Annotated in this window: 13 protein-coding genes; 7 read left to right on the top strand and 6 right to left on the bottom strand. The window is 42.8% G+C overall.

All coding sequences use genetic code 11. From position 1 onward, the window contains the following. Positions 1-95: 95 nt before the first annotated feature. The 6 genes from MJ612_RS13460 to pnuC all read right to left on the bottom strand — a co-directional run bounded on the left by MJ612_RS13460 (position 96) and on the right by pnuC (position 14,071). A complete protein-coding gene (locus tag MJ612_RS13460; protein WP_187031360.1) occupies positions 96-3,581 on the bottom strand; it encodes a T9SS type A sorting domain-containing protein in 3,486 nt (1,161 codons plus the stop codon). A 762-nt stretch (positions 3,582-4,343) separates the two neighbouring features. After that, positions 4,344-7,439 carry an Ig-like domain-containing protein gene (locus MJ612_RS13455; protein ID WP_222619649.1) on the bottom strand — a complete coding sequence of 1,032 codons (3,096 nt, stop codon included), beginning with the start codon at positions 7,437-7,439 and terminating at the stop codon, positions 4,344-4,346. Between the two features lie 677 nt (positions 7,440-8,116). Further along, the gene (locus MJ612_RS13450) at positions 8,117-9,583 is read right to left on the bottom strand and encodes a T9SS type A sorting domain-containing protein (protein ID WP_187031361.1); all 1,467 of its coding nucleotides are present in this window, start codon (positions 9,581-9,583) and stop codon (positions 8,117-8,119) included. Between the two features lie 747 nt (positions 9,584-10,330). Continuing rightward, positions 10,331-12,457: an Ig-like domain-containing protein gene (locus MJ612_RS13445; protein WP_187031363.1), complete on the bottom strand. Its 2,127-nt coding sequence runs from the start codon at positions 12,455-12,457 to the stop codon at positions 10,331-10,333. Between the two features lie 578 nt (positions 12,458-13,035). After that, a complete protein-coding gene (locus tag MJ612_RS13440; RefSeq protein ID WP_185196758.1) occupies positions 13,036-13,212 on the bottom strand; it encodes a hypothetical protein in 177 nt (58 codons plus the stop codon). 163 nt (positions 13,213-13,375) lie between these two features. After that, on the bottom strand, positions 13,376-14,071 hold the full coding sequence (gene pnuC, locus MJ612_RS13435) for a nicotinamide riboside transporter PnuC (RefSeq protein WP_187031364.1): 696 nt from the start codon (positions 14,069-14,071) through the stop codon (positions 13,376-13,378). Between the two features lie 107 nt (positions 14,072-14,178). Between pnuC and MJ612_RS13430 the strand changes: the two genes are divergently transcribed. The 7 genes from MJ612_RS13430 to MJ612_RS13400 all read left to right on the top strand — a co-directional run bounded on the left by MJ612_RS13430 (position 14,179) and on the right by MJ612_RS13400 (position 23,159). Next, complete coding sequence (locus MJ612_RS13430) at positions 14,179-14,496, top strand: rhodanese-like domain-containing protein (RefSeq protein ID WP_187031366.1); 318 nt, start codon at positions 14,179-14,181, stop codon at positions 14,494-14,496. 137 nt (positions 14,497-14,633) lie between these two features. Further along, complete coding sequence (gene guaB / locus MJ612_RS13425) at positions 14,634-16,103, top strand: IMP dehydrogenase (protein WP_187031368.1); 1,470 nt, start codon at positions 14,634-14,636, stop codon at positions 16,101-16,103. A gap of 210 nt (positions 16,104-16,313) precedes the next feature. After that, positions 16,314-18,377: a GAF domain-containing SpoIIE family protein phosphatase gene (locus MJ612_RS13420; protein WP_187031370.1), complete on the top strand. Its 2,064-nt coding sequence runs from the start codon at positions 16,314-16,316 to the stop codon at positions 18,375-18,377. 19 nt (positions 18,378-18,396) lie between these two features. After that, positions 18,397-18,735, top strand: a complete 339-nt coding sequence (locus MJ612_RS13415) for an STAS domain-containing protein (RefSeq protein WP_187031372.1) — start codon at positions 18,397-18,399, stop codon at positions 18,733-18,735. Then, the gene (locus MJ612_RS13410; protein ID WP_187031373.1) at positions 18,728-19,138 is read left to right on the top strand and encodes an ATP-binding protein; all 411 of its coding nucleotides are present in this window, start codon (positions 18,728-18,730) and stop codon (positions 19,136-19,138) included. The genes MJ612_RS13415 and MJ612_RS13410 overlap by 8 nt, the downstream gene beginning before the upstream one ends. Positions 19,139-19,297: 159 nt before the next feature. After that, the gene (locus tag MJ612_RS13405; protein WP_187031375.1) at positions 19,298-21,604 is read left to right on the top strand and encodes a peptidylprolyl isomerase; all 2,307 of its coding nucleotides are present in this window, start codon (positions 19,298-19,300) and stop codon (positions 21,602-21,604) included. A gap of 181 nt (positions 21,605-21,785) precedes the next feature. Then, a complete protein-coding gene (locus MJ612_RS13400) occupies positions 21,786-23,159 on the top strand; it encodes a peptidylprolyl isomerase (RefSeq protein WP_187031377.1) in 1,374 nt (457 codons plus the stop codon). Positions 23,160-23,161 lie beyond the last annotated feature (2 nt).

Here is a 23,161-nt window from a genome sequence, read left to right as displayed (position 1 = left end):
AAAATTGCAGCTGCTTATACCTATGCAGGTATAAAAAAACTGCCCTGCAGCTAATAGCAGCAGGGCAGTTTAAGTATAAAACCACTATGGCTTATCTATTTCCGGTTTATCAGTTTAACTGTTTTCTTGATTCCGGCTTTACCTATAATGTGAGCCATGTACATACCGTTTGGCAGATTTGTACCATCTACATCTATAGTAATTACTTCCCCGGCTCTTACAGTACCTGCTTTCAGCTCTCTTAGCATGCGACCTCTGGAGTCGAACAGCTGCACTACATATTCCTGTGTTTCGTTTGATGTAAATTCTACTGTTGTTCTGTCAGAGAAGGGCATCGGGAAGGCAGTTGCTTTAATTTCTGTTTGTACCGGCTTGGTGCACGGATCTTCTGTTGCTTCTTCCACACAGAACTTAATTCCATCAATGGCACCAGAACCTGCCAGCATACCAGCCGAATTAAAGCCATCCATCACCACTTTCATCTTCATCACACCTTTGGTATTGCCCAGATCAATCTCCTGCTTGCTGTTGTTGCCCATGCTATGAATCTGCACTTTATACAGCTCATTGCCAGCCCCGTCGTACAGGTATACCCACGAATTGTCTTCGTACACATCAAAGTCTAAGGCCTTCAGTGAGGTCATCTTTACTGGTCCGAAAGCAGAGAAGTCTAATGTCATTTCACCGCCCCACGGGTTATCGTTTGGCTCTGGGTTCAGATCTTGGTTGATGATAAGCACATGTCCCCAGTCTTCGGTATACAAGTCTGAATCATCTCCTGTAGGCATCAGCGTGTTGAAGATAGCAGCATGGTTCTCGGTTTCATAAGTACCATCCACATTGCGTTTTCTGTTAAAGATATTTACCACACCTGCACCTGTGGTTGTAGATGTTACAAATCCGGTATTGTTGTTCTCGAAATTAATTTCATAACATGTTACCACCGGCTCCGGAACTACAGGCTGCGGATGTACAGTTACCGTCATCATTGTGTGGCAACCATTTCCTCCATCAGTTACCGTTAGAGTATATTCACCGGCCAAGGTTACAGTAGGATTTTGCTCGCTGGAAGTATAACCCATTGGGCCTGACCAGCTATAAGCAACACCTTCGGTAGTAGACGATCCCATCAGCTGCAGTGTGCCTGTATTGCAATCTAAAGTACCGCCTTGTGCCATGATGTGTGGTAACTCTTTATCCTCCGTCACTACAACTGTATCAGTTACACCTCCACAGCCAAATTCAATATCAAGGCCTCTTAATATATAAGTACCTGGCTTATCTACAACTATGTTCCTAGTAAAACGGCTAGAAACTATATGGCCATCTTCTGTAGTCCATTCATAATTAAGTGTATTAACTGAGCCTTCTAATGTTACTGTTGTGTTAGTACAGGTTAATACTTTATCAGGGCCAGCATTTGCTACATAATCCGGATAAAATTCTGAAACTACTGTAGTAGCAGTTGCACTACAACCATTTTCAGGATTTGTAACTGTTAAAGTATAAGTACCAGGAACTGTAGCATAAACAGGTCCAATATTAGCAGTAAACCCATTTGGTCCAGTCCATAGGAAAATTCCTCCTTCTATATTAGTGGCAGAATAAAGAACTACTGCTTTAATGTTACACGTTAAGAAAGGAGTATAAGGATCTTTATTAATTGAAACCTCAGGTAGTGTTTCATCCTTAGTTACCTCAACCATGTCAGAAGCAGCGCAGCCTGTAGCCGAATTTGTAACCGTCAAAGTATAAGTACCTGCTGCATTTACTGTTGGTGTAGCACTATTAGAAGTATAGCCATTTGGTCCGTTCCATGAGTAAGTAACACCTTCAGTAGTTGAAGAACCTGAAAGCATAACTTCGGTTGTTATACAGGTAAGTTGCATGTCAGGGCCAGCGCTAACGTTTGGTGTAGTATTATCTACTGTCACCAGGGCAACATCAGTATTTGTACAGCCAGTAGCGGTGGTTGTAACTGTTAATGTATATGTACCGGCTGCATCTACCAATGGAGTTGCTGAATCTGCACCAGATACAATATTTCCGCCATCGCTAGCCACCCAGGTATAGGTTACACCTTCTGTAGCTGATGAACCACTTAAATTTATACTTGTTGTGGTACAGGTCAGTACTTTGTCTGCTCCGGCTTTTGCATCCGGCAATGGATTTTCTGTTACGTTCACTGGTATAGTCTGGCTTTGGCAGTTGCTAGGCTCTGCTCCGGTAGCCACAACGTAATAACCTGTGCCAGCGGCAATACCAGTCCAGATCAAAGGTTCGCCGGTTCCTGATTTCGCAACCTGCACGTTGGCGTTTGTAGCATCTTTTAATTGATAACTTACCCCTGTTTCAGAATTGCTGAGTGTAAGACTTCCGAGAGCAGCATCACCAGCACAATAACTTGTGCTGCTTAAAGTATAAACCTCAGGTATGGCATTAACAACAACAGTTACACTACAACTCTGATCGCCATAACCTTGCTTACTGATTACGACTGATAAAGTATAAGTGCCTGCTCCGCCAGCTACCACATCTACACCGGTAGATAATTCCCCCTGTGCTGCGGTTGTTGTTTTTGTAGTTCCGCCACCAACAAAAGTTGTACCGGTGCTGGAGCCTGAAATTGTCCAGGTATAGGTTGCTGCATCTACATCGCTGGTAGCAGTGTGGGCAGTGGTTGCTCCGGCACACACAGGCCCGGCCGCGGCTAAAACACAATCAGGAAACTGAATCTGATCTACATTTTTGAAAGGCACCGTTTGATTTCCAACACTGATGTTATCCTCTTCGGGATCAATCACCAAACCGGCTGTTATCGCACCCTGTAAGTTTCCCGTCGGGCTGCTGCCTGGGTCACAAGCAATCAGGACATCCATACGCACTATAACAGTTTCGCCGGCCTCCAGGTCTGTTACTGTTACTGTACCAACCAGGTCGTTACCATTATAAAGGGTACCGTCACCGGTAATGTGTTCATTAGTAAGCGTTGCTACACTTCCACCATCGTCACTTATTCCTGAATCTGTGTTACCAGGACCATCTCCGCCTGATACAGCCCCGTAGTTTACTTTTACTGTAAGAATATCGGAAAGAGCTACACCTGGCTGGCCCGTTGCATCTGCCAGAAAAGAATAATCCAGATCTATAGTTTGTGCACCTGTTGCGCCGGCATCAACTTTTATCTCTGTTAAAAAGGTTACTATATCACCGCAGGTAAAGTCTCCGCCTTCCAGAGATTCTACAATATCAGTGTTTGTTGTTGCATCATCGAACGCTCCGCCACCAGTAGTATGGTCGTAAGAATCAGGGGCAGAAGCAACAAAGTTCAGGCTGAAGTCGCCACCACCATACATCGCTTTACCAGCTTCGTTAGTGGCTGTTGATAAACCCATTGCGTTCCATAATGTAGCACGCATACTGGCCTGAGTAGTAATAATTTTGTTAGCCTGTTTTGCTATACTTACTATACTTACATAATTAGCTTGTATAGTTAGTGGCAGGGCCATTATTACCAGAACGAGCCAGAGTTTTTGCAGCATATGCTTCGAGCTGCGCTTGTTATTGTCAAAGTGTTTCATAAATAATTATTTCTCATAGTTTTTAAAATGCAATAGCAGGACCTCACGCTATAAAAGAGTGCAGTGGAAGAGTAGAGGGAAGTATAAACCAGCACCTTTTACATGGTTTCAGGCTATTGAGCTTATACTTTAGGGTGGCTGTAAAATGGAGGCAATAAGATACCTGCCTCCCTTTTTGAGGAGGAATTTTATCATATCAGTTCTTGTATAATGATTAGCTAAAAGACAAACAGCGACTATACATAAATAGCTACCAGCTACTTATGGCCCCTGCCGAAGAACGAAATGCCACATGAATACATTAAAAAGAAAGGAAACCCTATAGTAGAACTTCATCATCTTGTTATCATTAAACAATTAAGTTTTACCCGATACAGTTCTGCATCGGTGCCTATCAGGGTTTAGGAGTAGAGGGAAAGGGCGCGGGTTCTGGTTCAGTTTCTACAGTAATACTTTACCATATAGCTTTACCAGAGACTGTTAATATAGTGTTTATTTAAGCAATACCTTTATACGCAATTTATATAATTAAATTTATATTAATCTGGATAGCCTATCATTTGGAGTATCTATATATAGTTAATGCATATATAGTGCTAGTAAACAGCATAATAATCTGAGTATAAGTCAGAAGTTACATAAAAGAAAATAGTTGCACGAAGGTTAAAAGCCAACTACTAAAGGTGTAACTATAGCTGCAATAAAAAACAGGGACCAAGAAATTAATCCCGGCCCCTGTTTTTATAATAGCCTCCTTACTGCTTATTCTTTCTTAAGTAACAATTTCACAGATCTTGCATCAGAGTCACTGATCATTCGGGCAATGTATAAGCCTTCAGACAGATCAGTACCATCTACTTCAACGCGTTGCAACTCTCCTGCTTTGGCTGTACCGGCTTTCAGCTGTTTTACCAAACCACCTTTCATGTCGTACAGGTTCACCACAAAGTTTTCGTCCTTGCTTATCGTAAACTCTATAGTTGCCTTGTCAGAGAACGGTGTTGGGTAAGCCGAAATACGATCAGATAAAGCCCCTTCCAGTTTACTAGTAGTGGATGATGTAAGTGTAGCTCTTCCGAGTGGACAACCCATTTCGTTGGCTGCTGCCAGGTTGTTATGAGCTGAGGTAGGATTACCTGAAGTAAACGCAGCCTGAACCATAGTTTTAATCTGGGCTGTGGTATACTTGTAATCAACATCAACTCCACTGCAGGCATTCAAGATTGCCGCTGCTGCATGACGGGCCAGCGCATAGTATTTACCACCATTCAGGTTAAGCGCCTGAAGTAATGTCAGGTTAGTAGGCAAGCCTCTTAGCGTCATTTGGGCAGAAGTTAAACCTAGTGCAGTAGAGAACAATGTGGCATTATTACCTGTCGGAATATAACCGCAACTCCAGTTACCAAAGTGCTGCGACTGCTTCCAGTAACCAGGAGTACAGCCTTCAAGATTACAAACCTGGAATGTTACTATGGCTATATCACTTACTGCCCCGCAAGGTCCGGTTGGGTCATTGGTTATAAATGTTAAGTTTACAGGAGTACCGGCAGCAAGAGCTTCTGCACTAGGAGTATAAACATTACCAGTAACACTACCCTTACCAGCAGGTACAATCCAGGTTCCGCTGGTAGCGCCGCCACCAAATATGCTGCTTAATGTTACTGTTCTTGGAGTGGTACAGGTAACAACGTAAGGGCCGCCGGCATCAACAGTAGCAGCAGGGTAAATAGTTACTGTTCTGGTATCTTCCATGGCTCCGCAAGGTCCGGTTGGGTCTGCACTTGTCAGTTTCAAGGTAATTGTACCTGTATAACCTGCAGCCACTGTAAGGCTTCCGCTGGCATATGTATTATTGCTTAGTACGTTACCTGCATTAGCCGGACTTGAAGAAACAATCTGCCAGGTACCACTATTTGTTCCCCCTGTTATACTTGCACCGGTCAGGGCAATGGCTTGCATAGTTGCAGACTGGCAACGAGTATCAGGTCCGCCGGCATCAACTACAACAGCTTTGTAAATTGTTATTGTCATGGCGTCGTTAGCAGCCGCACAAGGGCCAGCCGGATCATCTGACTGCAGTGTCAGGGTAACTGTACCGGCAGAAATTTCTGCTGCGGATGGCGTATAAACTGCATTTAAAGTTTGTCTGTTCGGGTTAAATGTACCTGTACCACCAACCCAATCGCCAGTGCTTATACCTCCCGAAATAGAACCTGCCAACGTTACAGCCGGGCTGGAAGAACATATACTTGCATTAGAACCGGCATTAACAGAAACTTCATCATTTATGGTTATAGTCATGGCATCACTCACTGCAGGACATGGTCCATCAGGGTTTGCTGATAACAAAGTAAGTGTTACTGTACCTGCACTTATCTCGGCAGCAGAAGGTGTATAAGTCGGGTTAAGCACATTTCTGCTTGGGTTAAAAGTACCTGTACCACCTGTCCAGCTTCCGGTAGTAGCTCCGCCAGTAACAGAGCCATTTAACTGCACAGGGTTAGCTGCGCAAGATGTAACATTTATACCTGCATTAACTGTAACCGGCGTAAATATGATAGCTTTAAACTCTGATCGGGTACTTTCACAACCGTTAGCACCTGTAGCAGTTACCCAGAAGGAAGTAGTCTGGGTAAGTGAGCCGGTGGTATACGATGGACCTGTGAATAGTAAAGTACCGTTTGTTGCAGCACTATACCATTTATAGGTTACTCCACCAAGTGGGTTTGCTACTGCCAGCGTTACCGTGCCAGTACCACATCTTTCTACATCCGGACCACCGGGTGCTCCTAACGGTGCAATATCTACATCTACTGTAATCTGATCTGTATCTGTACAGCCAGTTACTTTATTAGTTTTGGTTACAGTATAGGTGGTGGTACCAGTTGGGTTGGCAATCGGGTTACTTATGTTGGTAGCACTCAGGCCTGCTGAAGGTACCCACGAATACGTAAAAGCTGCATCCGAAGCCTCACCTATTTGTTTACCATCAGGATTGGTAACACACGTTTTTGTAAAGTCTTCTCCGGCATAAGCAGTTACAGCGGCATTGTTAACAGTTACAGTTACCTGATCTGTATCTGTACAGCCCGACTCTGTATTGGTTTTAGTAACAGTATAAGTAGTGGTTTGAGTTGGGTTAGCAACAGGATTGGCAATGTTAGTTGCACTTAAGCCCGCAGCAGGAGACCATGAATAAGTATGACCGGCCTGTGGAGTTTCACCTATCTGTTTACCATTCGGGTTAAGTATACAGGTAATGGTAAAATCTTCTCCGGCATTAACTACTACCGGCGTTGTAATTGGCAACACCGGTATCACATCGCATTTAGGATTGATAGTAGAAGGATCCAGTGGGCAAACTCTATTGTCATTGTCAGATGCATCTGTCCAGGCTCCGTAAAAATTGATAACTTCTACGCGGTCTCCACAATTATAATTGATAACTGTTTCTTCAACTATAGTTCTGGTTTCCCCGCCCGGGAAGCCCTGGCTATTACAGCCATCGATTTTAATTGGAGTCCCTTTTATATTACCCTGAGCGTCTTTTATAACTACTGTTCCCCAGTAAGCATAGGAGGTACGAAGGGATTGTGTAGTGTTCTCAATAGTAAATGTGATTGTGGAAGATAGTGGCTCACCAAACTCACAGGAAACGCAACCTGTGCCTGTTAATGTAGCGCCTATTACTTGCAGGTCTTCAGAAGTACATCTTTCCGCAGGCGGAAGGTCCTGCGCAAAGGTATTAGCTGAAAAAGCAAAAGCAGCTACCAGTACCATAGCACATCGCCATAACAACTGCAGCTGCTTTGGTAGAACGGAGCCCGTTCTCCAAGTGTAATCATTAAGTTTTTTCATAAGTGTATGTAATAAACTTTCATAGTGTTGAATTTTAATTGCATATCAATATGACACTCTGCTTTACCAGAGCCTTTGGCAAAGGCGGGTTTGTATGATCAGAGAGTCTGTTAAAAATGTGCTGCTTTGGTCGCAGCGTATCCGGCTGGATCAGGGAGGTACTCTTAAAATTTTGGCAAAAGAGTAACTGTTACCCTTTTGGTAGAGGTAGAGTGATTTCATAGAAGAACTAAGGTAAAGTCGGTTAAGACCTTTAATGGCTTCTCAGGAAGCAGATTTATCAGCTCTGTTATTTCGTAAAATGGTGTAAATCTCAACTCACGGAATCAGCCATAACAAAAGCATGTAAAGGAGGGTGACTGCTTTTATTAAAGCCCTACAAAGTATAATAGCTATACCAGCAGTATAAGGTGCCAGGTAGAGGTAGCACCGGGTAAGAATATATAAATAACTCTAATCTATTTCTCCAATTGCTTTAACGCAGCCTAAAATTGTTTGTATTATATAAGTAAATATTTAAAGTAAACAGACTATTTATGATGGGGTAAATGCATAAATAATAAGCAAATAAAAATACACAAAGTACAATAATCTCATATATTAATAGGGTTAAGTCTAAAACAGAAAGGGGCCGGAAATAGCTTTCCGGCCCCTTTCTGTTTTATAACCTCTTACTACTATTCTTTTTTCAGCAACTTAACTGTACGTGAGCCTGCATTATCAACAACTCTTATAAAGTACATACCATCTGGCAGACTTCTGCCATCTACTTCTATACTTTGTAACTGACCAGATTTTGACTTACCAGCCTTTAATTCTTTAATAAGTTTTCCTTTACTATCATACAGGTTAATAGTATAGTTACCACTGCGTTCCGCTTTGAACTCGACATTTACTCTGTCCCGGAATGGAACCGGGTAGGCAGTTAATGTATTTCTGTCAGCATCCCTTATAGATTTTATTGAGCTGGTTGTTCTGGACGGAGACAAAGATTGTATAGAGCTTGATGAAGATTTCTGTAAACTTGCAGCAGCTGCAGCTGTACATTCCTCCTCTGTAGCTATATCATCACAGTCAGCAATTTCTGAATTACATTCACCCAGTGTAGCATATATTTCAAAATCTTTTCCTGCTACCAAACCTCCAATAACTAACGCTCCTGATACATAAGCAGCAGTTGTAATTGTATCCTCATCTGGTTGCACAACGGTGTAGACAGCATCCACAATTGGGTTACAAACAGTTATAGTTGGTGTAGAAGGTCCTTCGCATAAAGTAGCGGCCTGTACTGTAATAATTGGTGTTGCTACTGGATCTGGGGCTTCCAATGTTACACTTAGTGTATCTGTACAATCAGCGTCATCAGTTACAAGCAAACTATAAGTTCCAGGCCCTAGGCCGGTAAGATCCTGATCATCAGCCTGACCAGTAGGAATTACCCCACCATTACTTGCTGTCCACTCATAAGTATATGGAGGTGCACCTCCTGTAACAGAAACGTCGATAGCTCCATCATTACCTTCACAAGAAATTTGTGTTATCTCATCTACTTCAGCATTTAAACCTGTTGCAACTTCAATTTCAGGTAGGGTACCACATTTAGGTGCTATTTTGGCTGGATTTAATGGACAAACCCTATTTGTATTATCGGCAGCATCTGTCCAAGCTAGGAATAGGCCTGTTAGTTTTAAAGTCTGACCGCACTCTATCACGATTTGACCTGAATTATTGATGTAGTCTGAAGGTTCATCGGTCTCTATTACAGAGAAAGGTAATGTCGTTATAGTATCTGCAACAATAGGACCATTACAACCTGTTAGAGAAACGCTTTCATCAAGTTCACCATCACTATTATATACTTCTAATGTGCCCCAAAAAGCAAATGAAGTTCTTGTTGACCCAGTCTTATTATCAATAGATAAGTTTAAACTCTGTGGATCTAATAGTTCACCTTCCTCACAAGCAACGCATTCATCGCTACCTGATAAAAACGCTTCAACAAGCTCTAGGTCTTTTGATGTACACCTTTCCGCTGGTGGTAAATTAACCTGAGCATAGGTATTAGTAGTAGCTATTAATGTAAGTAGTAAAATAGTAGCCGTATAACATAGCTTCTTGGTCAGATAATTGTTAATACTTTTCATGTATAAATACTTTCATAGTGTTTGGTGTTATAGGTCAATTCAGAATATAATCTGCAATCGCAGTCCGCAGTTTATTTAATAAGTTTGAGCAGTCGCTAAACCCATATTGTTCAGATTAGTCTGATTATATTATGGTGGCTGAGCTAATGATTGGGCAATAGTATAGCTATTGCCTATTTGGAGTAGGCAGTTCTTTTTCATAGATAATATGTTTTGTTATTGCTTGTTGCTGCTCTGGAAGGGGGGCCTGTAAAGAGCAGGATGATATCAAAGTATATTTACTTCTATAATTGGTTATAATCTGTTTTAGTAATTATTTATTCCAATGCAGAACAGCCTGGAGAGGGAAAAGCTGTGTAATAAACCGACCAGCTTAAGGTCTATCGATGGTGTAAAACACAAAATGATGCAGCGCTTTTATCTAAGGAGTATTTGTTACTATCTATGTTGCTGCTGCAAATTAAAAAGCTAGTTAAGTAAAAGTACGTATCCTTGATTAAGTTGAACTTTATTTTCAAGCACAACCTAGTGAGGTTATAAAATTCTATGGGGAAAAGTAGTTAACATTGGGTTAATTAACATACATAGATTTATATTACTCTCAACTTTTTATGATAATTATCTTATATCCTGCTCCAAATACTTTTGTTTTTTATAATTCAAACTGTTTTGGTATCTACTAAATAAAGTCAGGCCGGCAACAACCTATATTTACTGCCGGCCTGACTAGATCTTATTATTTTATGTTTACCTTCTCTTTAAAAGTTTAACAGTTTTAGAGCCAGAATCGCTTACGATACGAGCCAGGTACATTCCTTCAGCAAGGTCTTTACCATCCACTTCTATACTTTTAGTTTCACCAGCTTTAACAGTTCCGGATTTCAGTTCACGTACCAGCTTGCCTTTCATATCATACAGGTTGATCACATACTTACCACTTCTCTCTGATTTAAAGTCTATAGTTGTTTTGTCATAGAAAGGTATTGGGTAAACGGTAACCTGATCTTCAGCAAGCTTTTCTGCTTTTTCAATTGTATTCATAGATTTTGTTGATACTCCGGTTATTGCAGTTTCGCCCTCACAGCTTGCGGCCCCAGACACACAAGTCGGATCACTTATTCTTCTGGCAGTAATACTATAGCCTTCTCCAGCTTTAATGGTAAATTCGTTAGATGTCTGCCAACTACCATTGCCATTTTTAAACTCATATTCTGCTAATGGAGTAGGTCCGGTAACCTCTAAAATAATGCTTGACGAAGAACAACTGGCATTCTGTTTTACACCAACCGTTGGAGCTGCCGGTGCACTTGGCACTGCATTTATTGTTGCTGACGCACTTGCTGCTGATGTACAATTACCCAGTGTAGCAGTTACAGTATAGTTACCTGGTGCCAGGCCGGTAAATATGCCGGTATTGTTAGGATCCTTTGTTGTTGGACCGGATAAGGCGTAAGTATAATTAGAATTAGGACTACTTACAGCTATTGATCCGGTCGGAACTCCGCAGGTTGGCTGTTGTGTAGCTGTAATTGCAGGGGCTGAAGGTGTTAAATTTATAGTTAGCGTTACAGCTGTACGGGTAAGGCTATAACACAGCGTCGTGTTATTTTGCGAGGCTGCATAGTAAGTAACAGTACCAACTGAGCTTAGCGTAGGGCTTGATACAACACTACCATTGGTAGCTGCACTATACCACACCACGCTAGAGCCGGCTGGTGCAGTAGCCGTGGCCGTAAGCGTCTGAACCGGATTTGTCGAACAAACAGTCTGATCGCCACCACTTGTAGGGGCGTTAGGCGCACCGTTTATGGTTAATACAACTGCAGTTCTGGTCAGGCTATAACATTGGGTTGTAGTATTTTGTGAGGCTGCATAATAGGTAATTGTTCCTACCGAGTTTAATGTTGGGCTCGAAACTACATTACCACCACTTGATGCATCATACCATACTACACTTGAGCCATTTGGCGCAGTAGCTGTTGCTGTCAGAGTTTGGATCGGACTCTGCTGGCAGGCTGTTTGATTACCACCACTGGTTGGGGCAGCCGGAGCTCCGTTTATAGTTAAAGTTACCGGGGTTCGGGTTGTACTGCGGCACGCACCATTAACTGCCTCGGCATAGTAAGTAACAGTACCAACTGTACTTAATGTAGGGTTTGATACTTCACTACCATTGGTAGCTGCACTATACCACACCACGCTTGAGCCAGCTGGCGCAGTAGCTGTGGCAGTTAAAGTTTGTATTGGGCTCTGCTGGCAAGCGGTTTGGTTACCACCGCTGGTTGGCGCATTTGGTACTGCACATGTTACAACTACAAAAGGATCAGGATAGTAAAAACACTTTGGAGTTACTGCAGTACAGTTTATATCGCCTGTACCAGCATTATAGTAAGTACAGACTGTGGTATTAGGGGTTTGATGACTCCAGGCTGTAAAGGTATCCCGCAGTTCAAGGGATGAACCACAAGTATAGGTATAAGGTATAAAAAATGAACCTTCTCCTTTAGGCAGGTCCTGTGTAAGGCAGGCGGATATTTGTTTGGTCACACCACCTTCAACCGCAGTAGCTGTTATCAGGAAGCCATAGCGGGTCTGGGATTCAACTTTATAGTATACCTTCAACTGAGCAGCAACTGTTGTAGATCCGACCGGGCATGCTTCTAATAAGTTTAGCGGATTACCATTTAAATCCACCAGTTCAACACGTTGTACTTTTATATCTTTAGAAGTACAGTTCGCTCCAGGGCAAGGGCTTTGTGCCAATGCGATGTTTGAAATCGAAAAAAGCCCGACAGAGCAGATAAAAAGAAACAGCCTTATAAGCCAAGGATTTTTACAGGCATGTGTATTCGTATTAAAGTTAAAGTTTTTCATAAGTAAATACTTTCATAGTGTTGTGTGTGAAATAGATTCAGGAAATTCCCTATGCGCAATCAGAGCTACTGAGTTTAAAACATTATAAACTGCTATAATGCAGGTAATACACTGCTTAAGAGCAAGTGCATCTAATCAAATATGTCATGGAGGTTTTCTAAAAAAATGGACACAGCAGTAACTGTTGCCCTTTTGGTAGAGGCAGAGAATGGTCATACAGGATATGTTTAGTTTTTTAAATTCTCTAATTGGGCTCTTTAGAGAACAGGAATTAAAAGGGAGCGGTATCTTATCTGCAATAAATTAATGCACATACCTGAGCTAAAGCAAGTAGAGGTAGGATGCTGCTTTTGCTATACATGAACAGTTATACTTCCTATGCTAACACTCGAAATACTTGGCAAAGGAAGCACAAGAAATTTACTATATGCACAAAAAAATATTGTAGCTGTCATATGGTTAACGACAACTACAATATTTTGTACTATTGTAATAAAAAATTAAAGTAAAAGAAGCTATTTAGAATGTTAACACAACTTAATAAAGGGCAAAATAAAATTAAAATTATACAAGGGTTTTTAACATTCTGAAAAGCTGTACCCGTAGAAGTTATATACTTCTAATTGTTTTGGTTTTTTATCGCCGTACTGTCTGTAATAAATATACTTTGGACTTTCATCCGGGGATTCATATCCCCATTTTAACCTGTTTTTATACTTTAGTTCTTCCGGCAATTCTAGTTTACGTTGTTTCATGTTGCTGCACTTTTAGTGATTAAACATTACTTACTAAACCGGTCTTACATTTATATAAAACAGCCAGTTACCTGCATGTACGTATCCACCTGCTACTCGGATGGTACAAAACAAGTATAAAATGATGATGTAATAATTAAGTTTACAAAACCGACTACATAGCTTAGGCTGGAACTATAGCCTTATATTTGGCTAGCTTGGCTCTGCGCTTCCATTCGGCCAAACCCCAAAAAGCCATTAGTAACAGTACAAAATAGAAAACAGAAGTAAATACAAGCCCTTTTACAAAGTATAAAGGTATAGAGGCCACATTGGTTGCAATCCACCAGTACCAGCTTTCTACTTTTTTGCGGGCCATCAGCCACATACCGGTATAGGCTGTAGCACTGGCGAATGCATCTCCCCAGGGTATAACTCCCGGGTAAAAGGCGCTTTGCAGGTACACCAGGCAGAAATAGATTATCACATAAAGTCCTGCGAAAAAAACCAGCTGCCAGCCCCACATTTTTGGTGTAGAGAAAGTTATATGCAAAATATGCTCATGCTGATTGTTTCTGAGTGCCCACAAATACCAGCCATAGATACTGAGTATAGAATAATATAAGTTTACACTTGCCTCCCCGATTAGATGGTATTTAAAGCTCAGGTATACATAGATAACAGTACTGATCAGACCGGTTGGGTAAACCCAAATGTTTTCTTTTCGGGAGAACCACACACTTACAATACCAGCTATTACAGCAACATATTCCAGCGGCGATGTTTGTTTCATGCCCGTTAAAAACTGTGCCCATACTTCATATAAGTCTATTTGAGCAGCTATACTTAAAATCAAGGGCAGATTATTTATAGTTTCCATACAGTTTTTTCCGGCCAATAGTAGCTTTCTGGTGCAATTGGTTGCTAAGTTTGCAAAATCAGAACTAAATAGCCAACCAAACGCTAAAACAAAATAAAGCTTTACCTATGGATGAAATAACTGCCCCAGAATTAAAAAAGCGACTCGCACACGGTCATAAGTTACAGTTGCTGGACGTGCGTGAGCCTTCGGAGTACGCCATCTGTAACCTGGGCGGTGAACTAATTCCGTTAGGCGAATTACCAAAACAAACCGACCGTATACGCCGCGATGTGCCTGTTGTGGTAATTTGCCACCATGGCTTTAGAAGTGCACAAGCTATTAACTTCCTGAGCCAGCGTTATGGTTTTGAGAACCTGCTTAACCTGAAAGGCGGCATCCACGCCTGGGCAATAGAGGTTGATCCTGAAATGGCTGTTTATTAACAAAGATAATGTTAATCAAAGCTGTTGTTCTCGCGCTTTAACTACGGGTTAATAAAATATTATAAAGCAGTTGCAAATTAATCCGGGAAATTTTTCGTAGTTTTACGCGGCAAATAAGGACCCCTAAATTATTTGCCATGCTCTCTGATCAGAACAAGATTGCCTTCGAAGCACTAACCTACGACGATGTGCTTCTGCTCCCGGCCTACTCCGAGGTGCTACCAAATAACACAGATACTTCTTCCTGGCTTACACGGAACATACGCATTAACGTGCCGCTTATTTCTGCCGCCATGGATACTGTTACCGAGGCTGACCTGGCTATTGCGATGGCACAGGAAGGCGGTATCGGCTTTATCCACAAAAACATGTCGATAAAGAAACAGGCGGAGCAGGTACGCAAAGTAAAGCGCTCTGAAAGCGGCATGATTCTGGACCCGATCACGCTACAGGAAACAGCCACACTAGGCGATGCTGTACAAATTATGACCGATCATAAAATTGGTGGCATCCCGATTATAAATTCAGAAGGAAAACTTACGGGCATCATTACCAACCGCGACCTTCGTTTCGAGAAAGACCTGACACAGTCTGTAATGTCGGTGATGACCAGCAAAAACCTGATCACAGCAGCGCGTGGCACAGACCTTTCAAAAGCTGAAGACATCCTGCAACAGTATAAAATCGAAAAGCTACCTGTAGTGGATGAAGAAGGTAAGCTGGTAGGTCTGATTACTTATAAAGACATCCTGAAGAAAAAAGACCGGCCTTATGCCTGTAAAGATGAATATGGCCGCCTTCGTGTAGGTGCTGCCGTTGGTGTAACTCCGGATGTGCTGGATCGTGTAAAGGCGCTGGTAGAAGCTGGCGTAGATGTAATCAGTATAGATACAGCACACGGCCACTCCAAAGGAGTACTTGATGAAGTTAGAAAGATAAAACAGCAGTTCCCGAACGTAGACCTTATAGCTGGCAACATTGCTACTGCCGAAGGCGCCAGAGCGCTGGCTGATGCTGGTGCCGATGCTGTAAAAGTAGGTGTTGGTCCGGGCAGTATCTGTACCACGCGTGTAATTGCAGGTATAGGTGTACCACAGTTAACAGCCGTAATGGAAGCAGCCAGAGGCCTAGAAGGTACAGGAGTTCCTGTAGTTGCCGATGGTGGTATCAAGTTTTCCGGTGATATTGTAAAAGCGTTGGGTGGTGGTGCAAGCACTGTAATGATCGGTTCGTTGCTGGCCGGTACTGAAGAAGCTCCCGGCGAAATGGTTATTTACGAAGGCCGTAAGTTTAAAACATACCGTGGTATGGGCTCTATAGAAGCAATGGAAGAAGGCTCAAAAGACCGTTATTTCCAGGGCAACGAAAAAGACTCACGTAAACTGGTACCGGAAGGTATAGTGGGCCGGGTGCCGTACAAAGGTTTGGTAAGCGAAGTAATTTATCAGCTGGTGGGTGGTATCAGGGCAGGTATGGGTTATTGCGGTACGCCAACTATACCCGACCTGCAAAAAGCCCGTATGGTAAAAATAACAGGTGCCGGCTTAAGAGAGAGCCATCCGCACGATGTACAGATTACGAGCGAAGCACCAAACTATAGCCGCTAAGGTGTGGACACTGCTTTATAGTTGGTTGGTTTTATAGGAAGTAAAATAAGGCCAACCAACTATATATTTTATACGTTATGCAAGGTGTTTTTCTAAACACGACAAAACACCTTGTTTAAAGAGAGAAATTTTTTATTACCTTTCACTAAAGAAAACACGATTCACAGCCAGAAAAAGTCGCTGCCAAAACTTAGCACGGTTTTCCGTTTTATGCTATACAAGACTAACGTAAAATCTTTGTTGGTTACTTCTGCTATAGTTAGCTGGGCACTGCTTTTAGGTAATGTACTGCTAATGGCGGAAAGCGCACGGCAGCCCGGTGCTATTAAACTGGCACTTCCCTACATTAACAACCTGCTGATCATTGTTTTTATACTTTCCGTTTTCTTTTTTCAGCGGTTAAGTGCCAACAATTTAAAAGGGATAGATTTCAGCAGTTACTTATGGAATCTGTTTTCCAAAGCGGCAATTGCAGCTTATCTCAGCATTGCTTTATACTTTGCCTACAAGCTTTCCACGGGGTATGCACGGCTTCAATCGCCGCTGCTGCTGCATATTGTGTACCAGGTAAACTTTGGGTTGCTGGTATACTTCCTTGCTAAAGCATTTTACATATGGCGGCAGTTGTTATTATATCACAAAAACAAATTTCTGCAGGTAGCCTGGGAGTGGTTTGAGTTGTTACTGTTCAGTACACTTATACTTACACTGCTTAACTTTAACTATACCAACTACATTTTCTTGCCGTTACTGGGGCTATTCGGGTGCTATATCCTGTTCCTGTGCACCAACCTGAAGTGGGTAGCTTATCTTTCCTTCAATAAAAAGAGCCGGTCGCTGGTACTGTTAGGAGCTATACTTGTCAGCTGTTATATTTTCACAAAGTTTTTCCAGGAGTTTGCCGATAGCCCGGAGTTGGTAATTGACTACTCTGATGTAGGTTTCCTGTTGCTGGCAATGCTTTTTGTAGGATGCTATACTTTAGCTGCTTTTCTTGTTTCACTTTTCAGCTTACCTACATCCAGTGTATTTGAACAGAAAAGCGAGGACCTTCTTAATTTCCAGCGTTTAAGCCAGTCTATACAGCAGGGGCAGACCGAAACACAGGTATATGATACTTTGTTTGAGAGTACCATTAAGGCATCGGATGCTACAGCGGCATGGTTCGAAATGGTGCGTGGCAGCAACCTTCATATTTCTCACCTGCTCAACATTAATAACGAGCAGATAGAGCGTATCCGTCACCTGCTGATGGCCTACAACATTCAAAACATCGATTACATCAACAATAATCTGGACCGCAACACCGGTTTCCGAGATCTGGCATTACCATGGAAGTCCCTGATCATACTCCCTATAAAGTCTAAAAAGCATGTGTTTGGCACGTTATACTTGCTGCGCGATATTGAACAGGGATTTGACCGTGAAACTGTAAATGTGTTGCGCACCTTTACCAGCCAGACCATTCTGACTATCGAGAACCTGCGCCTTGTTGCCGAATCGTTGCAGAATGAACGTTATAAAGAAGAGCTTAAAATTGCGACGCAGGTACAGGAAAGCCTTATACCAAAAACCTTCCCAACGGATAGTTGGTTTGAAATAGCAACGCACGCCGTGGCGGCCAAAGAAGTAGGTGGTGACTTTTACGATTTCCTGCAGCTTAGTGAATCCAGAATAGCGATTATTATTGGCGACGTATCGGGTAAAGGTATTTCGGCTGCGTTCCATATGGCCCAAATGAAAGGTATTTTCCATGGGCTGATGCAGCAGGACATGCCACCAAGCGAGTTTATGAAACAGGCAAATAGTGCCCTTAGCCGATGCCTTGAGAAAACTTCTTTCATTACTTCTTCGCTATATATTATCGATTACCGTATGCAAGGCTTTATGTTTGCGCGCGCCGGGCACTGCCACACGCTCTACTATAACGCCATGATGGAAGATGTTTTCTACTTCCAGACAGATGGTTTAGGGCTAGGAATTGTGCGCGACAAGAGCTACAACAACCACGTGCGCGAGATGTATTATGACTATAACCCTGGCGACGTAATGGTAATATATACAGATGGTATAGTAGAAGCACGTAATGCAAACCAGGATGAATATGGTGAAGACAGGCTGAAGTTTATGCTTACCCAAACCTACCACCTGGAAGCGGAAGATATTAAATGTGCTATTATAAATGATCTGGAAGATTTTACAGGTCCTGGCAATCTGTACGACGACCAGACATTGCTTGTGATTAAGTTTAAACCCGTTCAACCTAAGACATAAATATAACGTAAAGTAGCCGATGAAAATAACTCAAGATATCAAAGACTCTACCATCATCATGACCCTTGATGGTGAACTCGATGCAAGCTCATCCGTGATACTGGACGAGGAACTATCGGACCCGGAAATAATGAAGTATAACAAAATACTTGTAGACTGCAGAAACCTGAATTATATTTCTTCTGCCGGTCTTGGGGTATTTATATCTCATTTGCAGCGTTTTGAAGATGCGCAGATAAAGCTCATTTTCTTTAACATGCAGGACAAAGTGCGCAATGTATTTGAAATACTTGGCCTTGACCTCCTGATGACCATCGTAACTAATTACGAGGAAGCCATTACCATTGCAGATGAATAATTCCATCCGGGTAAACTGTACTAAAAAGAACCTTAAGCTAATACGGGATTTCGTTACGCAGTATCTGCAGGAGCTTTCGCTCTCAGATGTGCTGATGAATCAGATGGTATTGGCCGTGGATGAGATATGCGCAAACCTCATCATACACGCCAATAACGAAGACCCGACCAAATATATTTACCTCACCATTACCGAGCCTAAAAACGCTGTTCAGTTTGAGATAAACGATAATGGCGTTGCCTTCCAACACCACAACTACAAAGAGCCGGATATCCTGGAGCACGTCAGGATCGGAAAAAAAGGTGGTGTAGGAATAGCGCTCGTAAAACGAATAATGGATAAAGTAGAGTTTACCACCAGAAACGGATCAAACGCCTGCCTGCTTTACAAAAAGATTAAATAAGCCTGAAGCACACACTTTTACCAACCTTTGTCCGTTATCCGGAACAAAAACCCATGCAATAGGATTATAGTTATGTTTTTTGGCTTATCTGTCAGAAAAAATAATTAAAATTGCATATCCTGATACTAATCAGCAAAACAAGTTTTGTTTAATCAACTTATGCGCAGCAATCACCTACTTGTTGCGGTAGCCGCCTTGGCTCTTGCCGGATGCACAGCATCCAAAAAGAACGACAGCAAAGAACCGGCTATCGCTACGCTTGGCTCCGAGCCGCTTTCTACCACAGAGTTTAAATACGTGTATGAGAAAAACAACGGGGGTAACCAGGACGCCTATACCCAACAGAGCGTTACCGATTACCTGGAGCTATACACTAACTTTAAACTAAAGGTACTGGAAGCCGAAAGCCGCGGTTTGGATACAACTACCGCCTTTAAACGTGAACTGGAAGGCTACAAAGAACAACTGGCCCTGCCTTACCTTACTGAGAATAGTGTAACAGACCAGCTGGTGCGCGAAGCCTATGATCGCCTGAAACAGGAGGTAAATGCTTCCCATATCCTTATTACCTTAGACCCGGATGCAGCTCCGCAGGATACGCTGGCTGCTTACAACCGTGTAATGGAATTACGCAAGCGTGCACAGGCAGGTGAAGACTTTGCAAAACTGGCCAAAGAACATTCACAGGACCCTTCTGCAGCAGAAAATGGCGGTAATTTAGGTTACTTCACTGCCATGCAGATGGTGTACCCGTTCGAGAACGCTGCTTACAAAACAGAACCTGGTCAGCTCTCGATGCCGGTGCGTACCCGTTTCGGATACCACCTGATAAAAGTTCATGATAAGCGTAATGCACGTGGTGAAGTTAAAGTAGCACACATTATGGTTCGTGCCACACCAGGTATGCCTAAAGCAGACTCATTGGCTGCTAAACAACGTGTTGATGCTATTTATAAACGTGTGCAGCGTAACGAGAACTGGGATAAACTAACCGCAGAATTCTCAGAAGACGATAATACAGCCAGCAATGGCGGTGAATTGCCTTGGTTCGGTACCGGCCGTATGATCCCTTCTTTTGAGGAAGCTGCTTTTGCCCTGCAAAAAGAAGGCGAAACAGCTAAGCCTGTACTTACACCATATGGCTGGCACATAATCAAGTTACTCGAAAAGCGTGGACTTCCTCCGTATGAAGACATGGAGCAGAATCTGCGCAACAAAGTAGCCAAAGACTCCCGCTCTGAGCTAAACAAGACTTTATTCCTTAAGCGCATTCGCCAGGAAAATAACTTTGCTGAAGTTACTGCAGCTAAAACAACTGCTTTCAGCAAAGCAACTGATGAGCTACTGAAAGGCACCTGGACTTATAACGAAAATGATAAGGCCTTAAAAACTACTCTGTTTACCATACAGGGCAAGCCTTATACCATAGCTGACTTTTATACTTACGCCAAAGAAAACCAGCGCCCACGCACCACCGGCACAGCTGAATATGCGATGACGTTGCTTTACGATAACTTTGTAAATAAAAGCCTGCTGGATTACGAACGTGCCAACCTGGAGAACAAGCACGCCGACTACCGCATGCTGGTGCGCGAGTACCACGATGGTATTCTGCTGTTCCAGTTAATGGATGAGAAAGTATGGTCTAAAGCTGTAGAAGACAGCGTTGGGCTTAAAGCTTACTTCGAGGCAAACAAAGAGAAATATAAGTGGGGCGAGCGTGCCGATGCCATAGTGATCAGTGCGGCAAACAAGGATTTGCTGAAGGCAGCGCAGGAGCAGCTGGAAAAGCGCCGTTACCCTGTAAAAACGGCTAAGATACCAGATGTGATGTTTGAGAATGGCAAAGCTACGCTTACAAAAGATGGAATAGCCCAGCTTAACGAACTGGCAGAACTACTGAACGAGATGCCAAACACCAGCCTTGATATTAATGGTCATGCTGATGCACGCGAAGATGCAGCATCTAAGGAGTTAGCTCAAAAACGTGCTCAGGCAGTAGCTGCTTACCTGCAGCAGGAAGGTATCTCTGAAGATCAGCTAAAGATTAACAGCTTAGGCAAAACCAAACAAGCTGGCCCTGATAAAACAGAAACCGGCCGCCGACGCAACCGTCGTGTATCATTTACGCTTTACTCTTCGGATTTGAGCACCCTTGCTGATAACCTGAATGCCGGCAACCCACTGGCAGTACAGATCTCTGAAAAGAAATTCCAGAAAGGTGAGAACAAGGCTGTAGATGCTGTAGAATGGAAAATCGGAACATACACCACACAACTGAACGGCCGCGAATATCTTGTAATCATAAACAAAGTGCTGCAGCCGGGTTATAAACAACTGAACGAAGTGCGTGGCGTTGCCATCTCTGATTACCAGAACTATCTGGAAGAGCAATGGGTAAAGCAGCTTCGTGAAAAATACCCTGTAACTGTTAACAAAGAAGAAGTAGAGAGGCTGATAAAATAAAAGCTTCTGCAAAAAAAGCTGCACTTTTATAGTGGAGCTTTTTTTGCTAAAAAAATCTTTGGAGATTGCAGGTTGCAAACTTAAAGAAACGGTTTCAGCAAAGTATAATTACCCGAACAACAAGGCTTCGGTACAACATTAGCAAGTATAGCGCCACAACAGCAAGAGCGCAAACATCATTATGCATAACCAACCGATAACAACAACCCGAGTATTTTCTGTGGTAGCAGCCATTATAGTAAGTATAATGTCGGCTTTCCAGGCTACAGCGCAGGCACCCGTGCAGCGCCAGGTAGATGGCATTATTGCCAAAATAGATAACCAGATCGTGCTCAAATCAGAGCTGGAGTTCAGCTACCTGCAGTACCTGGCCCAGTCGAAACAGCAGCCAAGCGCTGATCTTAAATGCCAGGTGTTCAAGTCGCTTGTTCAGGATAAACTTTTACTGGCCCGTGCAGAGATAGACTCTGTAACAGTGGAAGAAGATCGTGTAACAGGTGAACTTAACAGAAGAATTGATTACTTATCTGCACAGGTAGGTGGTGTAGAGCGCCTGGAGCAATACTATAACAAAAGCATCCGTCAGCTGAAAGATGATCTTCGCAAAACCATACAGGACCAGTTGGTGATGCAGAAAATGCAGGAAGAAATTGCCGGCAAAGTTCGTGTTACACCAAAAGAAGTAGCCGCTTATTTCAGCCGTATTCCTGCAGACAGCCTCCCATACTTCTCAAGCGAAGTAGAATTAGGCCAGATTGTAAAGTATGCAGAAGTAAGCAAGCAGCAGAAGCAGGAAGCGCGTCAGCAATTAGAAGAACTACGCAAGCGTATACTTGCCGGCGAGGACTTTGCTACACTGGCTAAACAATACTCACAAGATCCTGGATCGGCAGCTGCTGGTGGTGAACTGGGCTTCTTTAAGAAGAAAGAACTGGTACCGGAATACGAAGCAGCGGCATTGCGCCTGGAGCCAGGTGGCATTTCAGGTATAGTAGAATCCCAATTTGGTTTCCACCTGATTCAGCTGATTGAGCGTAAAGGCCAGGAGTTTAATACACGTCACATCCTGATTAAGCCTGCTACCGCTACTGTGAATATCGAGGAATCGATAGCTGAACTGGATAGCATCCGTACGCTGATCCAGAACGACAGCATCTCTTTTGCGAAAGCTGCTAAAGATTTTTCTGATGACTTTGCCACAAAAGATAACGGTGGTATGATGACCAGCCGCAACGGCTCTACTTACATCCCGATGGACCAGGTTGATCCAAATATCTTCTTCGTGATCGATACAATGCAGGTAGGCGAAATATCAGAGCCAATTCCGTTCCGTACCGAAGATGGCAAAGAAGCCGTGCGCATCATTCAGTTAAAAGGTAAGTCTACTCCACACCAGGCAAACCTACAAGACGATTATCCGAAAATTGCTGCAGCGGCACTCAACGATAAAAAGAGCAAAGCCGTAGATGAGTGGTTCAGGAAGAATATTGACTCTGTATATATAGAGATCGATCCGGAATACCAGGACTGTAAAGCACTACAACTCACGCAATAAAA

This window comes from Pontibacter deserti (genome assembly GCF_023630255.1).
Classification (GTDB): domain Bacteria; phylum Bacteroidota; class Bacteroidia; order Cytophagales; family Hymenobacteraceae; genus Pontibacter; species Pontibacter deserti.
Note: the sequence above shows the minus strand (reverse complement) of the source record. Positions and strands in the feature narration are given on the sequence as shown.

Excerpts from the sequence above, each read along its gene's own strand:
- MJ612_RS13460 (WP_187031360.1), bottom strand. The coding sequence starts at position 3,581 with ATGAAACACTTTGACAATAACAAGCGCAGCTCGAAGCATATGCTGCAA.
- MJ612_RS13455 (WP_222619649.1), bottom strand. The coding sequence starts at position 7,439 with ATGAAAAAACTTAATGATTACACTTGGAGAACGGGCTCCGTTCTACCA.
- MJ612_RS13450 (WP_187031361.1), bottom strand. The coding sequence starts at position 9,583 with ATGAAAAGTATTAACAATTATCTGACCAAGAAGCTATGTTATACGGCT.
- MJ612_RS13445 (WP_187031363.1), bottom strand. The coding sequence starts at position 12,457 with ATGAAAAACTTTAACTTTAATACGAATACACATGCCTGTAAAAATCCT.
- MJ612_RS13440 (WP_185196758.1), bottom strand. The coding sequence starts at position 13,212 with ATGAAACAACGTAAACTAGAATTGCCGGAAGAACTAAAGTATAAAAAC.
- pnuC (WP_187031364.1), bottom strand. The coding sequence starts at position 14,071 with ATGGAAACTATAAATAATCTGCCCTTGATTTTAAGTATAGCTGCTCAA.
- MJ612_RS13430 (WP_187031366.1), top strand. The coding sequence starts at position 14,179 with ATGGATGAAATAACTGCCCCAGAATTAAAAAAGCGACTCGCACACGGT.
- guaB (WP_187031368.1), top strand. The coding sequence starts at position 14,634 with ATGCTCTCTGATCAGAACAAGATTGCCTTCGAAGCACTAACCTACGAC.
- MJ612_RS13420 (WP_187031370.1), top strand. The coding sequence starts at position 16,314 with ATGCTATACAAGACTAACGTAAAATCTTTGTTGGTTACTTCTGCTATA.
- MJ612_RS13415 (WP_187031372.1), top strand. The coding sequence starts at position 18,397 with ATGAAAATAACTCAAGATATCAAAGACTCTACCATCATCATGACCCTT.
- MJ612_RS13410 (WP_187031373.1), top strand. The coding sequence starts at position 18,728 with ATGAATAATTCCATCCGGGTAAACTGTACTAAAAAGAACCTTAAGCTA.
- MJ612_RS13405 (WP_187031375.1), top strand. The coding sequence starts at position 19,298 with ATGCGCAGCAATCACCTACTTGTTGCGGTAGCCGCCTTGGCTCTTGCC.
- MJ612_RS13400 (WP_187031377.1), top strand. The coding sequence starts at position 21,786 with ATGCATAACCAACCGATAACAACAACCCGAGTATTTTCTGTGGTAGCA.